The sequence below is a fragment of the Citromicrobium bathyomarinum genome (assembly GCF_021021475.1).
In the GTDB taxonomy this organism is placed as follows: Bacteria; Pseudomonadota; Alphaproteobacteria; order Sphingomonadales; family Sphingomonadaceae; genus Alteriqipengyuania; species Alteriqipengyuania bathyomarina.
Genome location: NZ_JAINWL010000001.1, coordinates 370343 through 385608 on the forward strand (window position 1 = coordinate 370343; position 15266 = coordinate 385608).

Below are 15266 nucleotides of genomic sequence, written 5' to 3' on the forward strand. Positions count from 1 at the left end.
GCCCCCGCCCCATCGCACGACTGGTTCAGTCGCTGACGATTAGAAGCGCAGCTTCACGCCGACCTTGAAGGTGCGCCCCTTGGCGGTGCCGATGAACGGGTCGTAGCTGTATTCGAGCCGCGCGGCCGGAGGATCGGTATCGAAGAGGTTCTCGATCCCGCCCTGCAGTTCCGCCTCGACCCCTGCCAGCGTCAGGTCGACCGTGGCGAAGAGATCGTGGACGAAGAAGTCGCCGATCTCACGGCCGAAGTTCGTCCCGCCGAACTCGGGCGTTTCGGCGCAGAACTGCAAGCCGTCGCAACGGTTGTCCGTCACTCCGCCGATATAGTTGCTCGACCAGGTCACGCTGACCGGATCGAACTGCAGGTTGACGTATCCGCTCGCCCGCCATTTGGACACGGTGCCCGGTGCGCGGTCGTAATTGGCATAGCCCGCCGCATCGTAGCCGGGGCTGAACAGCAGCCCGTTGAATTCGAAATCGCTGAATTCGTACTTGAGCGTGTAGGTCGCGTTCGCGCCCAGATTCAGCCGCACCGGGCCGAGGTTGGTGCGGTAGTTGACGCTGAAGTCGAGACCGCTGGTGGTCACGTCGGGGCCGTTCACCGTCTGCGTCTGCAGTCGGCTGATGTCGTTCCCGATGGTCGTGCCCTGTGTGCAGACTCCGCCCGCGAAGACCACGTAGTCCACGAAAGGACTGGAGCAGTCGACCAGCTGGGTGCCGTCCTGCCCGCCGGGCGCGACGTTGGCCGCGATCGCCTGGATCGGCAGGTTGGTGAACCGCCCTTCGAATTCGTAGGTCCAGTAGTCGACGCTGAAGTTGAACCCGCCGAATTCGAGGATCGCGCCCATATTATAGGTCAGCGCGGTTTCGGGCGCGAGCGCGGGATTGCCCACGGTGTCGGTCGCCTTGAAGTTGCCACCGAGCACGTTGATCCCCGCCACCGCGCGAACCCCGGCGGTGCCCAGATCGGCCGGCAGCGGCCCGCGGAACGTATCGCCCACAGACCCGCGCAGGGCGAGGAAATCGGTCACCTGCCAGCGGGCCGAGAGCTTGGGATTGACGGTCGAGCCCACCAGCCCGCCGTAATCCTCGAACCGGACCGCGCCGGTCAGCTCGAACCCGTCGAACACCTCCATCTGCGCCTCGGCAAACAGGGCGTAGACATCCTGCGACAGGCGCGCATCGGGATACTGGCCGAGGAAGGTGAACGCGCCGACCGGGAAGTTGGTGTCGTTCGGATCGTCGAGGCACGAGCGGTCGCCATCGATCGCACATGGATACGCTTCGGGATCGCTGAACCGGTTGAGCGGATCGGTCGCGAAATTGGTCTGCCGGAACTGGCCGCCGAAGGCATAGCCCAGCCTCCGCCCGAACACCTCGAAATCGCCGCTGAACACCGCATCGACGATAAACTGCTCTTCGGTCGCACGCGTACCACTCTGCTGGGAGAGGTAGTCGATCACTTCCTGCGAGTTCTCGTTCCCCGGAACATAGGCCGGATTGGTCAGGCCCAGCGCCGGATTGCCCGGCGCAGCATTGATGAACGGGTTGAAGTACAGGCACCCGTTCGCACCCGGCGTGGTGCCGGTGCAATTGTCGCCACCAAAGCCGTTGAGCGCGCGCTGCAAGCGGTCGCTGACGATGTCGTAGGAGAAGGCGAGGCGCGAGCTGCGGATATAGGTGCCGAAGGTTTGCAACGACAGATTGTCGGTCAGGTCGAAGTCGAACCCGGCGGAAACCCGCCACGCATCGTTGATCGCCTGCCCCCGCCCGGCTCCGCGCTCGTCGAGCGGATTTCCGCCCAGCGCAAAGGGCCGGAACAATACGATGGACGCAAGCACCGGGGTGAACAGGCGCGGCGGGGTGCCCGGCGCGAAGGTCTGTTCAAGAAAGGCCGCATAGCCCGGGTTGCTGGCGGGCACGGTGAACGCGCTCGCGCTGCCCGGGCCGTTGGGGCCCTGGGTGATCGGATAGCTCGGCGAATAGCCAAGTTCCTTCAGCTCGGTATGCGAATAGAGCGCTTCGGCGGTGAAACGGACCGTGTCGGACAGGTCGACCAGCAGCTGGCCATAGAACTGATAGCGGTCTTCTTCCTCGATCAGGTTGACGAAGGGGATGTAGCTGTAGCGGCAGACCGGGAGCGGCGCGCCGACCGCGCGGGGGAACGCACCTTCGATTCCGCCCAGCGATTCACACGCATCCACGCGATTGCCGTCGACCGCGAGGCCCAGCGAAGTCACCCCGCGTCCGGGGATGAACCCGAGCGGTGCATAGAGGCCCGGATTGCTGAGGAAGGAATAGCCGGTGGGATTGTCCGCGTAGGGCACCTGGGTGAAATCGCGTGCGGTCGTGGGCAGTTCGGATCTGTGCTGCCAACCGGCCCCGATCATCAGATTGGCCGCGCCCAGATCGAACCCGGCGAGCGCGCTGAGGCGATAATTATTGTCCGACCCGTCGACGAATTCGTAATCGCCGGCCAGCTCGACGCCGGTGAAATCGCGCCGGGTGACGAAGTTGGCGACGCCTGCGATGGCATCCGAGCCATAGGTGGAGGCGGCACCATCCTTGAGCACCTCGATCCGGTCCAGCGCGAACAGCGGGATCAGGTTGGTGTCCGCCGCGCCGTCGCCCGGCTCGGTTGCGAAGCGGCGGTTGTTGAACAGCACCAGCGTCCGCTCGCGCCCCAGGCTGCGCAGGTTGATCGAGCCGACGCCCTGGCTGCCGCCCGCGCCGTACTGGTTGGAATCGCCGAGCACCGGGCCGACCGAGGGGAGGCTCTTGATGAACTCCAGCGGGCTGTCGATCCCGCGCGCTTCCAGCTCCGCCTGACCGAACACATCGACCGGCTGCGCGCCGTCTTCGCGCTGGCCCTTGATGTAGGATCCGGTGACCACGATCGTCACATCGGGTTCGGACTCGATCTGCTCGGCAAGCTCGGGCTGGTTCTGCGCGTCGCTGTCCGGGGTGGTCTGCGCCATTGCCGCAGGCGCGAACGCCAGGGCGCACGCGGTCCCCACCATGAAGTGCGATTTACCAATCATTTCTCTCTCCCCAACATCGCCGTTTTCCGGCGTTTTTATTCGGTCGGACTATTCGTCCTTTTTGGTGGCATCCTCCTCGGGGCCGTCCGGCAGCGCGTCCGCCGGGGCCATCCGCAGACCTGCGGTTTCGATCAGCGCCGCCGAGCCACCCGGCTGATAGGCCTGCCATGTGAAGCCGTCGGCGCATGCGAAGTCTTTCGCGCCGGGCGCCATCTTCACGAAGGCGACCCAGCAGCCGTTGACCGTGTCGGCCAGCGCACGGTCGGCGGCGTCGGCGCGCTCCCCGCCCCAGCTCGACCGGTCGATCGAATCGAAAGTGAACATCAGTTCGGCCGAGTGGATCGGCCCTTCGCCCCATTCGCTCGCGCGGAAGGCGGGCGTGTGGTCGAAGCGGTAGAGGAAGGCCGGTGCGCCGGTGTCGCCCGCCAGCGCGGCGAGCGTGCGCGCGGCGGCAAAGCCCTTCTCGCCCCTGTTGGTGCCGACCAGTACCGGCACGTCGGTTTCCTTGCCCGCCCGCAGTGCGGCGATGGTCGATGTCGGCTTGAAAGCCGGGTCCGGCGTGAAGAAGAAGCCCGCGCGCAGCGGCTCCGAAGCGGCGAAGGTCTGCGCGGAAATGCTGCGTAACTCGTCCGCTGTCACGTCCGGGCCGATGCCGATCGTCTCCAGCGCCTCGATCGCCATGCGCTCAGCATCCGCCTCCGGGCGGTCCGGCAGCAGCAGGCTGCCCGACTGCACGATGGCCTTGTCGAACAGACCCTTTGCCGAAGGCAGCGACAGCAGGTTGACGACGATCCCGCCCCCGGCCGACTGGCCCGCGACGGTCACCTGTTCGGCATCGCCGCCAAAGGCCGCGATATTGCCCCGCACCCATTCGAGCACGGCGACCGCATCCTGCAGCGCGTAATTGCCCTGCGGCTCATCCGGGTGCTGCGCATCGAGCGCGGGATGGACGAAGTTCGCCAGCGCCCCCAGCCGGTAATTGACACTGACCGTGATGACGCCCTGCTGCGCGTTGGCCGTCCCGTCGTAAGAGCCGAGACTGCCCGCGCCGAGGAAGAACGCACCGCCGTGGAACCAGACCAGCACGGGCGCGCCCTGCGCATTCTCCGGTGCGGTAATGGTGAGGTAGAGGCAGTCTTCCGACTGGGCCCCGTTCACCCCGCCGAAATTCGCGACCGTGGTGTCGGTATCGACCGGCTGGGCGCAGGGCGGTTCGTGAGCGGTCGCTGCGCGAACACCCGCCCACGGCTCCACCGGCTGCGGAGCGCGCCAGCGATTTTCGCCTGTCGGGGCAGCGGCATAGGGCACGCCTCGAAAAACCTGTACGCCGTTTTCGCGCGATCCCATGAGGGTGCCCGCGTCGGCATCGACCTCCACACCGTCAATCGGGTCTGGCATTTGAGCGCCAAGAGCCTGCGGAACCAGGCCGGTGGCAACAACGGCCAAAGCCGCCAAAAACCGCGCCATTCTCCCCTCCACATCCTTATTTCCAGCTGTCATAGCGCACCGTTTACAATCTAACAACAAGCATATTTGAATATCGGGTACGATATCGAGACGGATTTTTTACAAGCCTGCACACACTTTGACGCCCACCCGCGGCGTGCGCGTGCAGCGGAGCAACCGGGGCGCTGTCCTACAGCTCGCCATTCGCGCTAGGACGGGTGCACCGGATGGCCCCGGGATCGGGTTCGAAAGGCGCGGCCCGGGAAGGGGACGTTTTCTCGCCCTGGACAGTGTGTCAGGTGTGTCAGGCTGGCGATCGGCGCGCAGCGCTCCTGCGGCTGGACACACCGGTGATGAAGGGAATATCCAAGCGAGGATGGAACTGACCCGCGCCGAGCTGTTCGAACGAATCTGGTCCGAGCCGATGGGCGCGGTCGCCGGCCGCTATGGCCTGACCGGCAATGGCCTCGCCAAGATCTGCGACCGGCTCGACATTCCGCGCCCGCCGCGATCGCACTGGACCCGCAGCGCGTCGGCCCGCGACCCGCGCCCCGACCTGCCCCCCGCCCCGATCGGCCTGAGCGAGACCTTCGCCCTCGGCCAACGGCAGCCGCGCAAGTCGCCCGGCACCCGAACGCGCATGTCGGCCGAGGAGCGGCGGCAGCACCTGATGGACACTGCGAGCGAGCTGGCGCTCAAGGAAGGGCTGTCGGCGGTGACGATCCGCGAGGTCGCGCGGCTTGCCGGGATCAGCGAGACCCAGGTTCACAACTGCTTCGGCGGACGGACCGAGCTGCTGCTGGCGCTCGCGCGGCGTGAGATCGCGACCCAGGAAACCCAGCGGCGCAAGCGGATCGCGCGCGGCACGAACCATCAGACCCGCGTTATGCTCTCGACCATCGGCTATCTGCACGAAGCTGCGCAGCGCGGCCCCTTGCTGCAAATGCTGCTGCGCACGCCCGAGGTCCGCGACGCGCTGAAGCCCGAATGGGTGGCGCAAAGCAATGCGGCGCGCGCGCCGATCCTCCAGCAGCTTGTCGGAAAGGGCAAGATGGACCTGCAGAGCGCACGCGCATCGACCGCCGCACTGGCTGCGGTCAGTCTGAAAGCGGGCGGTATCGTCGCCAGCAGGCGCGCGCCCTTCGCGATGGTCGAGGAAATCTGCCTCACCGTGATAATGGCCGGGGTCCACAGCGGCGACACCCTCGCCGCGGAAGCCGGTTAAGTCGTCGGGGCGACAGCGAACCCGTCTACCGAGGCGGTGACCAGCCGGCGGCAGGTCGCATGCGCGGTCTCGCGATCGATCTCGCCACCGCGCACCAGACGCGCCAGTGCCTCGGGTATCCCGGCGGTGAGTTCGAGCAGGACGAATGCCTCGCGCGGCGCGAGGCTGAGCGCACGGCGCGTATCCTCGGCAACGCGCCGCAGCAGGCGGCGAAACTGCCGCTGGCTCTCCGCGCCGAGCGGACTGTCCTGATGCCGTTCGCGCAGGATCAGCTGCAGGATCGGCCCGCTCTCGATCAGGTAGTCGAGATAGGCAGCATAGGCCGCGCTGGCACGCTCACGATAGCCCGCCTCCCCGGAAGCCAGCTCGGGCAGGATACGCGCGGCCAGCCGGTCCAGATGCTGAAGGAACAGCGCGTCGATGATCGCGGGAACACCGTCGAAATAGACGTAGAGGAGGCTGCGGCTGACCCCAACCCGGTCGGCCACCTCGCCGAGCGAAATGTTGAGTGTCCGGCCTTCGCGGATCAGCGTCTGCGCTGCGTCGAGCAGCTGCTGCTCGCGATCACCCTCTGCCGGCATGGCTTCCATGCCCCCGCTGTGCCGCGCACTCACGAAATTGGCAAGGTCGCCACCCGCACTCTCCCACGCTTTATCACTATTGGTTTGACTGTCAGAGGCCGTCTCGGCACCCTGAACGCCATGAGAGGGAGAACCGGGGTGAGCGAGGGCAGGGGCATGACACGGCGCGGGCTTATGAAGGCGGGATCGGCGGCGGGTGCGCTGGCAGTTACGGCCCCGGCGCTGGCCGCTCGCCAGGCGACCGCCGCACCGGTTGCCGAGGCATCGGAGTGGCGCGAGATCACCCCCGCTCTGACTGGCTACATCGCCGGAGCGCGGGGACACCGCATACCCGCCGCGATCCGCGAGCGCGCGCGGCTCCACATCCTAGATACGCTGGCCGCGATCGTGGCGTGCCAGCCGCTCGAAGCGGCGAAGCTTGGGCGCAGCTATGCCGCCGCCATGTCGCCGGGCGGCCAGAGCCCGATCATCGCCTCGCGCCAGACCGCCTCGCCCGTCGATGCTGTGTTCGCCTCGGCGATGACGGCACATGCGGCGGAGATCAACGACTTCATCCCCTCGGCCTATGTCCAGCCCGGCCCGGCCATCGTGCCCGTTGCGCTGGAAGCATCTCGGCTGAACGGCAGGACCGGAGCCGATCTGGTCGGCGCAGTGACGGCGGGCTACGAGATTGCGGGCAGGCTCCCCAAAGCGATCGGCACGCGCAATCTCTACCTCGCCGGGCTCGCAAACCACGGCGTTGCCCCCACTTTCGGCGCGGCGGCGGCAGCGGCAGCGCCGATGGGGCTGTTGCCCGAGCAGGTCGACCACATGCTCGCTTACTGCGCACAGCAGGCATCGGGATCATGGCAATGGCTGCTCGACGTGCGGCATGTCGAAAAGGCGTTCGTCTTCGGCGGCATGGGCGCGCGCAACGGAATGCAGGCTGCGCAGATGGCGAAGCTGGGCTTCACCGGCGTGCCCGCGAGCTTCGACAACGAGAATGCCTGGTTCCGCTGGCGCGCGTTCCAGGGCGAAGGCGCGGACCACGCGTCGCTGGTCGAGGGCCTGCACGAGCATTACGAATTGTCGCTCTCAGCGATGAAGCGCTACCCGGTGGGTGGCCCGACACAGCCCGCGGTTCGCGCGCTGCTCGACCTGCGCAAGAGTGTGATGCCCGGCGAGGTGGAGAGCATCACCGTCGCCATGCCGGGCGAAGCTGCCACGTTCGAGCGCGCCAACATGCCTGCGCTCAACATCCCCTATCTCGCCGCGATCATCATGCTCGACGGACGGCTCGATTTCGTCTCCGCGCAATCGCTCGAGCGGCAGGAGAGCGACACGACGGCGCAGGCCTTCGCACGCAAGGTCACCGTGGTGCGCGACGAGGCGCAGGAGACCGGCGAAGGCGAGGATCGCACCGAAAGCGCGCGGGTCACACTGGTCCGCAAGGACGGGACGCGCGAGGAACGCTACGTGGCCTACGTCCCCGGCTTCCCCACCCACCCGCTCTCTAAAGCCGAGGTGGAAGTGAAGGCCCACGAACTGGTCGAGCCGGTGCTGGGCACGAGCAAGGCAGACCGCCTGGTCGCGCTATGCGACGGACTGGACAGTGCCGAGAGCGTCGATCCGATCATCGAGCTGATGCGCTTCGAGAGCGCCTGACCACGGACAAAAAAGGGGGAGCACCGCGCGGATGCTCCCCCAGTCGACATGAGAGGAAGCTTACTCGGCCGCTTCGGCCAGCGCTTCGCTCTTGCGGTACATCATGTGGTCGTAGTTGGTGCGGTAGAACATGTCCTTCACCTCCTCGTCGAACCCTTCGAGCGAGGCTTCGAACTTGCCGTAGGGATCCTTCGTGCCTTCGGGGTGCGGATAGTCGCTCGAGAACAGGTAGAGCTCGGGCGCGGAATCGCGGATCATGTGGCCCACGTCCTCGTTCGGGAACGGCGTGAAGCGGACCGCGCGCTTGAGGTACTCCGAAGGCATCAGGTCCATGTCCTTCAGGTACTGGTCGGTCTTGTTGAACGAGTACCAGCCGTGGTCGAGCATGCGCAGGAACTCGGGCACCCAGCCCGCCCCACTTTCGATCACGCCGCCGCGCAGATCGGGGAAGCGCTGGAAGACGCCGTCATAGACCATCGCGGTGAGAAATTCCTGCGGCGCGTACCACAGGCACATGAAGTCGGGGAAACGCAGGTTCTCGCCCCCGCCGTGCAGATCCGCCGCGCGCTCGCGCCCGTTGTTGCGGAACTTGGTCGGCTGGGTCTTCGTGCCCGGTCCGATGTGCAGCATGAAGGGGATCTTGTTGTCCTGCAGGAACTGCCAGAACGGATCGAAATCGGGGTGCCCGGGGCTCTTGTCGCCCGCCGGCCCTGCGCTGAACATCACCGCCTTCGCACCGGCGCCGACCGCGCGCTTTGCCTCCGCGAGGCCGCGCTCGGGATCGTCGAGCGGAGTGAACGCGACGCAGTCCATCCGCGGATCGACATCGCAGAATTCCTGCTGCGCCTTGTTGAGAGCGGTAGCCGCGGCATAGCGCTGGTCGTCGCTCTCCGCCTTGGTGATCGCGCCTAGCCCGAAGGTCGGGAAGACCAGCTGGCGCTCGAAGCCGAGCCAGTCGAGCGCTTCGACGCGTTCCTCCTTGTCGAACCCGCCATAGCCGAGCCAGCCTTTGGCACCTTCAATGGGGTTCTCCAGCGCCTTGGCACGCGCCTCGGGATCGCTTTTCCGCGCTTTGGCCGCGTCGATCATCTTGACGATCCGATCACCGCCCTCGCGCTTCGAGTACACCTCCGAGTACATCTCCTTATACTCGCCTTCGAGATGGGCGGCGAGCCAGTCCTGCGTTTCCATCGTGTGTGAATCGGCGTCGTTCACGATCCGGCCCTTGGTATAGGTCATCAGCTTCTCCCTGCGTTGCCCGGCGCACATTGTCACACTAGTTGTTATGGTGTCAACGGTTGTGAATGAAAGCGCCTGCAAAGCGAAGTTTGGCACATTTCGCCGCAGCGGCTTGCTATCGCGGGCGCGGCTGAATATCCGGTATGGAGAACTTGGGGGAGGCTCAACATCGTCGATCTTGTCAAAATCCTTGCGCTCGAAGCGGTCGATACCGCGACCTTCGAAGGGCGCTCCGGCCCGGCCATGGGGCCGCGCCTGTTCGGCGGCCACGCCATTGCGCAGGCGCTGCTCGCGGCATCGGCGGTGGAGGATGGCGCCCGCCTGCCCCATTCCCTGCATGCCCATTTCCTGAAGGCCGGATCGAGCGCGCATCCCGTGCGCTACACCGTCACCCAGCTATCTTCCGGACGCAGCTTCGCGGTGCGCCGGGTCGATGGCTTTCAGGACGACCGGCTGATCTTCACCATGACCGTGTCGTTCCATGTTGAGGAGGCCGGCTTCGAACACGCCGCCCCAGCCCCCTTCCCGCTGGATATCGACGCCGCACTGGCCGGGCTGCAAGCTTGGCGCGCGGGCAATACTCAGGCGGCGAGCGCTCCGATCGTCGAGCGGCTGCAGAAGCGCCCGATCGAGATCGTACCGATCGATCCGGGTCTGCTGTTCGGTTCCGAAGGCCGCGAAGCGAAGACCGCGGTGTGGATGCGGATGCGCGAGCCGACGGGGGAGGACCCGCTGCTCCAGCGCGCGCTGCTTGGCTATGCGTCGGACATGATGTTCCTGCGCAATGCGCTGCTGCCACATGGCATCCGGCCGGGGAGCGATCGCGTCCAGGCCGCCTCGCTCGACCATGCGGTGTGGTTTCATGAGACGCCCGATTTCGACAAGTGGCATCTGTTCGCGACCGAGAGCCCGTGGGCAGGCCACGCACGGGGCCTCAATCGCGGGCATTTCTACGATCTGGATGGCCGGATGGTTGCCACCGTCGCGCAGGAGAGCCTGATGCGACCCAGAAGTGATGCACGAAAGGACTCTCAATGAGCACGACCGAGCCCGCCCTCTTCACCTTCGTCAAACTGACGGTGGCGGATATCGACGCCGCGACCGCCTTCTTCGAAAGCGGCTTCGGCCTGACCCATGCCGACACGGTCGACACGCCGACCTTCCGCGAACACGTGATGACCGGCGCGAAGGGTTCGACCACGATCGTGCTGTTCTACTGGAAGGATGGCCGCGCGATCAACACCGGCAACGGCTACGGCCCGGTGGGCATGGTCTCGCGCGATCTCGATGCCGACCTGGCCCGCGCCCTCGCCGCCGGAGCGAAGCAGAAGGGCGAGACCGTTCAGTTCGGCCCCGCCCGCATCGCATTCGTTCGCGCGCCCGAGGGTCATGAGATCGAGATCATGCAGATGACCGCAGCAGCCACCGCGGGCTGAGGAGAAGCGCGGCGCGCAAAGGCGGCGCTCCCCAATCGCCAGGCCCTAAAGCCCGCGTCCCTCGGGCAGCAGCCGCTGAAGCAGTTCGCGCTCTTCCCCGTCCGGGTCCTGCACCACCTGCGGATCGAGATCGAAGATCATCGTCGCGCGGGTCTGCATGTCGTAGGTCGGCCATTGCGGCAGCGCCGGGGTGTCCGGATTGCCGGTGCGCGCGAAAGCGATCCACGCATCGGCCATCAGGTCGGCCATCCGCTGCGTCTCCGCCGTATCGGGCCCGGTATAGCTGGTCGAGCGCGCGACATTGTCGAACACGAAGGCGATATCGAGCGCGTGCGGCGTCTCCAGCCGCCCACCCTCGACCGGGGTCTTCCAGTCGAGCCGGTACATGTAGACCGGAGCGGACTGCTCGCTCTTGCGCTCTGCCTGAAGCAGCGCCGTGCCGCGATAATTGCGGAAGGTCGCGACTTGGAAGAACACGTCGCTGGCGTCGTAATCGGGGTGCGCCGCGCGCATGCCTGCGATCACCTCATCGACATCGGCACCCCCGGTAAATGCCTTGAGCTTCGCCGGAAGCTGCTCCCATGTCAGCGCGAAGTTCTCCGGACTGCCGAGGCCGCCCTGCAGGCGCATCTCGTTGTTGTTGGTGCCGACCAGCAGCGGGATGTCGGCGCTCACCGGGTTGGCATCGGGCGCGTAAGGCTGACGGGTCAGCGATCGGCCATCCACCACCGGGCGATAGAACGCGCCGCGGCTGCGCGACTTCATCATCGCGGCGATGAAGTCCTCGATCGGCATGGCAGCAAGTTCTTCCACGCTGGAGGCACCGGCAGTGGCCATCAGATCCTTCGCCAGCGGCGTGCCCACGCGCGGGGTAAAGCCTGAGAGCGACATCGAACCCGACTGCGCAATGGTGCGCTGGAACAGCCCGCGCGCACCCTCCATCGCCATCAGCGTGGAGACCTTGGCGGCACCGCCGGACTCACCGAAGATCGTTACATTATCCGGATCGCCGCCGATCGCGTCCGCATGGTCGCGCACCCATTCGAGCGCCTTGACGATGTCCAGACTGCCGAGGTTGCCGCTGTCGGCATATTTCGGATCGTCGGTCAGCCCGCCGAGGTAGGAATAGCCCAGCGCGTTCAGCCGATGGTTGAGCGTGACGACGACCACATCGCCCCGCTCGGCCAGTCGCGACCCGTCGTAGCCATTGCTCGAGCCGGAACCGGTGACGTAGCCGCCGCCGTGAAGCCAGACCATGATCGGGCGCTTCTTCCCGTCGCCAAGGCCCCGCGTCCACACGTTGAGGAACAGGCAGTCTTCGCTGGTGCCGACCGTGTTCGCCCACGAGGCGAATACGGGCACGTCGGGCGAAGGGATCTGCGGGCATTCGCTGCCGAACCGGGCGGCCTCCAGCGGCTGCGACCACGGCTGCGGGTCCGCCGCGCGCTGGAAGCGCCGTCCCTCGGTCGATGCCGCGTAGCGAACGCCGCGGAAGACGTTGACCGTGCCGCTTGCGCCTTCGCGCGAGCCGACCACCGGGCCGTAACTAGTCCGAAGGAGCGGTGCGCCGCCCGCCTGCGCAGCGGGCGCGTCTGCACCCGTGGTCGCGCAGGCCGACAGCCCGAGCGCAGCGGCGGTGGCAAGGCCCGCCCAAAGTTTGCGGATCGTCATTCCCCTCTCCCTCTTGTCTCAATCTTGCGAGTAATATGGCAGCGCGGTCAGGTCGGAGGCGCGCACGCCGCGCGCCCATGCCGCGCGCCCGACCAAGAATTGCTCCTCCGGCGCATCGGTCGGCTCGAGGCCCGACGCGCGGTAGGCCGCACGCATCGCGGCGCGCGCCCTGGCATCGAGCACGGGGATCGCTCCGTCCGGCGCATGAGGATCAGGCGGCAGCAGCCCGCCATTGCCGCCCGAGAGCCACTGGTAATAGCGGTTGTGCTGCCACGGATGCCCGCCCGCGCGGATGACCGGAGCCTGCATCGCGAAGAAGTGCGACAGCGCAGGCTGTATCTGCCGGGCCAGCGCATCGACCTGCGCCATGTCGCCTGCGGCAGAGGCGGCGAGCCAGCGGTTGCCGATTGGCTGCGCAGGGGTCTGCACTGCTTCGGCATTCCATTGCCCGCTCCAGTTGATGTCGAAATGACGCGCGAGCAGTGGCAGGAAATCGAGATTGACCGGCCCCATCGAAAGACGGTCGCCCAGCCGCTGGCACAGCTGCATGGTCGATGTCAGCGATACCGGCTGCGAGATCTTCACCGCCACCACGTTGTCGAGGTCGGCAATCCGGTCGTACACGTCGAGCGGCTGGCCAGCGGGCCCGAGCGCCGGAAACGCGCGCCGCCCGGTTGCGGCATAGAGCATGACCGGAAGCTGCGTGGCGGTGATCCGTTGCGCCATCAGATCGTGCAGCTGGTCGGCGCTGCTATCGGTTGGAAAAGTCGAGGCGAGCAGCACGAGTTGCACGCCCATCTCCTCCAGCGCGCCAAGCAGGCGGAGGTCCGACTCCACCTTGCCGCTGGCGATAATGCCGTGGACCGGCAGGTCATCGCCCGCCTCGTCGATCAGGATGCGATGGAACTCCGCCCATCGTGGATCGCCGGGGAGCGTCCAGTTGATCATCGGCAGCGTGCCGGAAAAGCCCTGCGCGATCGCATGGCGCACATCGTGGCGGATCGCGTCCTCGTCCAGCGTGCGCCCGTCCTCGCGGAAGGTCGGCAGGAACAGGTTCATCAACCCGCGCAGGTTCGCCTTCGCCCACACCCGCTGGGGCGAATCGGCTCTGGGCGCGAGCCGGCCGCCAGCCGGATGCTGCGCACGCAAGGTCGACGCCGCCATCAGCGCAGCCGCCCCGGCAAGCGCACTTCGCCGCGTGATGCGCAATCGCTCCAAGTCCTGCCTCTCCCACTCATCGAACCACACATATCAAGGAACCGGGCATTTGAACGAAAACCATTCACCTTACTTACCCGGACCTTGCAGGCATACCGCATTTACGAAAAGGGCTTAACACGCAAGTCCAATTGGTTCTAGTGTCAGCGCAAACGACAAAGGGAGACTCGGGGATGATGACGCGGCGACAGACACTCGGATCGGCACTCGCGCTCGGCGCTACCGCCATGGCGCGGCCAGCATTCGCGGCGGGCATGTTCCCGATCGTGGAGACGGCGCAGGGCAAGCTGCGCGGCCTGGAATCGGGCGGGGTCTCGATCTTCCGGGGCGTGAGCTATGCTGCCGACACGAGCGGCGCGAACCGCTTCATGCCGCCGCAACCGGTCGAGCCCTGGGCGGGCGTGCGCTATGCGCTGCACTGGACCGACGTCGCCCCGCAAATCCCGGGCGACCGTCGTCATGTTTATGCCGACCTGATCATGGTCGATCGCAATCCCTCAGGGATGGGGGAGGACAACCTCTCGCTCAACCTGTGGTCGCCCGGGCTCGATCCCAATGCGAAGAAGCCGGTGATCGTCGTGCTGCACGGGGGCGGGTTCTACTCCGGCTCGGGCAACTCGGTCGGCATGGACGGGGAGGCGATGGCGCGCTTCACCGACAGCGTGGTTATCGCGATCAACCATCGCCTCGGCGCGTTCGGCTTCCTCCACCTCGCCGAGTTCGGGGGCGAGGAGTTCGCCACCTCGGGCACGGTGGGGATGCAGGACATCGTCGCCGCGCTGGGCTGGGTGCGCGAGAATGTCGCGGCGTTCGGCGGCGATCCGGACCGCGTGCTCGTCTATGGCCAGTCGGGCGGCGGGGCAAAGACCAGCGTGCTGATGGCGATGCCCGGCGGCAAGGGCCTGTTCCACCGCGCGGGCGTGATGAGCGGCTCCGCCCTGCGGATGATGCCGCCCGAAATGGCGAGCGCGACCGCGAAACGGCTGATGGGCGCGCTCGACATCGCACCCGCCGATTTCCGCAAGCTGCAGGAGGTGCCGTGGACCACCCTCCTCGAAACGCAGGCCAAGCTGGAGGCCGCGGACCGCGCCAAGGGCGAGGCACCGCGATCCTTCGCGCCAGTCGTCGACGGGATCGCCCTGCCCCGGCACCCGTGGGACCCGGATGCGCCGGATGTATCCGCCGACGTCCCCATGATCGTGTCCTCCGTGCTCGACGAGCGGGCCTACCGCATGGGCGACTTCGCGATGGACGAGGCGCGTCTTACGGAGTTCGCCCGCAAGCACCTGGGTGACAGGGCCGCCGAAGCGGTTGCCGCCTATCGCGCGGAAGACCCGGACGCCCCGCCCTTCCTGCTCGCCGCGCGGCTCGAATCCGACCTTACCTTCCGCAAATCGGCCTTCGCGCAGGCCGAGCTCAAGGCGAAGCAGGGCGGCGCGCCGGTCTGGACCTACCTCTGGACCCAGCCGAGCCCGGCGGCGGACGGCCGCTTCGGCGCGGTCCACGGGATCGACGTCGCGCCCAGCCTCTACAACACACGCGGCGCGCTCAACGGCTCGAGCAAGGAGGCCAACACGCTCGCCGCCGCCATCGCATCGAGCTGGGCGGCCTTCGCTGCCAATGGCGACCCGAACAACGAGCGCATGCCCGAATGGAAGCCCTACTCCCCGCCCGAGCGCACGACGCTGATCTTCGACGAAGACCTCCGGGTGGAGAGCGATCCGCGCGCCAGCTTCCGCCAATACTGGAAGCCCTGAAGCCCTT

The 15266-nt window shown here is 66.7% G+C and carries 11 protein-coding genes; 5 read left to right on the top strand and 6 right to left on the bottom strand.

All coding sequences use genetic code 11. The annotated features are described in order from the left end of the window. Positions 1-39: 39 nt before the first annotated feature. On the bottom strand, positions 40-3042 hold the full coding sequence (locus tag K7H93_RS01885) for a TonB-dependent receptor domain-containing protein (protein WP_230782167.1): 3003 nt from the start codon (positions 3040-3042) through the stop codon (positions 40-42). A 48-nt stretch (positions 3043-3090) separates the two neighbouring features. Beyond that, a complete protein-coding gene (locus tag K7H93_RS01890) occupies positions 3091-4440 on the bottom strand; it encodes a carboxylesterase/lipase family protein (protein ID WP_230782168.1) in 1350 nt (449 codons plus the stop codon). Between the two features lie 424 nt (positions 4441-4864). Here K7H93_RS01890 and K7H93_RS01895 point away from each other — a divergent pair, with 424 nt between their 5' ends. Further along, complete coding sequence (locus K7H93_RS01895; protein WP_230782169.1) at positions 4865-5713, top strand: TetR/AcrR family transcriptional regulator; 849 nt, start codon at positions 4865-4867, stop codon at positions 5711-5713. On the opposite strand, the gene K7H93_RS01900 is transcribed toward K7H93_RS01895, so the two are convergent. Then, entirely contained in the window at positions 5710-6303 is a 594-nt protein-coding gene (locus K7H93_RS01900) for a TetR/AcrR family transcriptional regulator (RefSeq protein WP_230782170.1), read from the bottom strand. The two genes, K7H93_RS01895 and K7H93_RS01900, sit on opposite strands and share 4 nt — an antisense overlap. A gap of 129 nt (positions 6304-6432) precedes the next feature. On the opposite strand from K7H93_RS01900, the gene K7H93_RS01905 reads away from it, so the two are divergent. Next, complete coding sequence (locus K7H93_RS01905) at positions 6433-7938, top strand: MmgE/PrpD family protein (RefSeq protein WP_230782171.1); 1506 nt, start codon at positions 6433-6435, stop codon at positions 7936-7938. A gap of 60 nt (positions 7939-7998) precedes the next feature. On the opposite strand, the gene K7H93_RS01910 is transcribed toward K7H93_RS01905, so the two are convergent. Further along, a complete protein-coding gene (locus K7H93_RS01910) occupies positions 7999-9177 on the bottom strand; it encodes an amidohydrolase family protein (protein WP_230782173.1) in 1179 nt (392 codons plus the stop codon). A gap of 243 nt (positions 9178-9420) precedes the next feature. Between K7H93_RS01910 and K7H93_RS01915 the strand changes: the two genes are divergently transcribed. Further along, positions 9421-10215 carry an acyl-CoA thioesterase gene (locus K7H93_RS01915; protein WP_230782175.1) on the top strand — a complete coding sequence of 265 codons (795 nt, stop codon included), beginning with the start codon at positions 9421-9423 and terminating at the stop codon, positions 10213-10215. Next, a complete protein-coding gene (locus tag K7H93_RS01920) occupies positions 10212-10613 on the top strand; it encodes a VOC family protein (protein ID WP_230782177.1) in 402 nt (133 codons plus the stop codon). Before K7H93_RS01915 ends, K7H93_RS01920 begins: the two co-directional genes overlap by 4 nt. A 45-nt stretch (positions 10614-10658) precedes the next feature. On the opposite strand, the gene K7H93_RS01925 is transcribed toward K7H93_RS01920, so the two are convergent. Beyond that, complete coding sequence (locus tag K7H93_RS01925) at positions 10659-12284, bottom strand: carboxylesterase/lipase family protein (RefSeq protein WP_230782180.1); 1626 nt, start codon at positions 12282-12284, stop codon at positions 10659-10661. An 18-nt stretch (positions 12285-12302) separates the two neighbouring features. Continuing rightward, positions 12303-13448 (bottom strand): dihydrodipicolinate synthase family protein, encoded by a 1146-nt coding sequence (locus tag K7H93_RS01930; RefSeq protein ID WP_230782182.1) that lies wholly within the window; start codon positions 13446-13448, stop codon positions 12303-12305. A gap of 227 nt (positions 13449-13675) precedes the next feature. Between K7H93_RS01930 and K7H93_RS01935 the strand changes: the two genes are divergently transcribed. Then, complete coding sequence (locus tag K7H93_RS01935) at positions 13676-15259, top strand: carboxylesterase/lipase family protein (protein ID WP_230782183.1); 1584 nt, start codon at positions 13676-13678, stop codon at positions 15257-15259. Positions 15260-15266 lie beyond the last annotated feature (7 nt).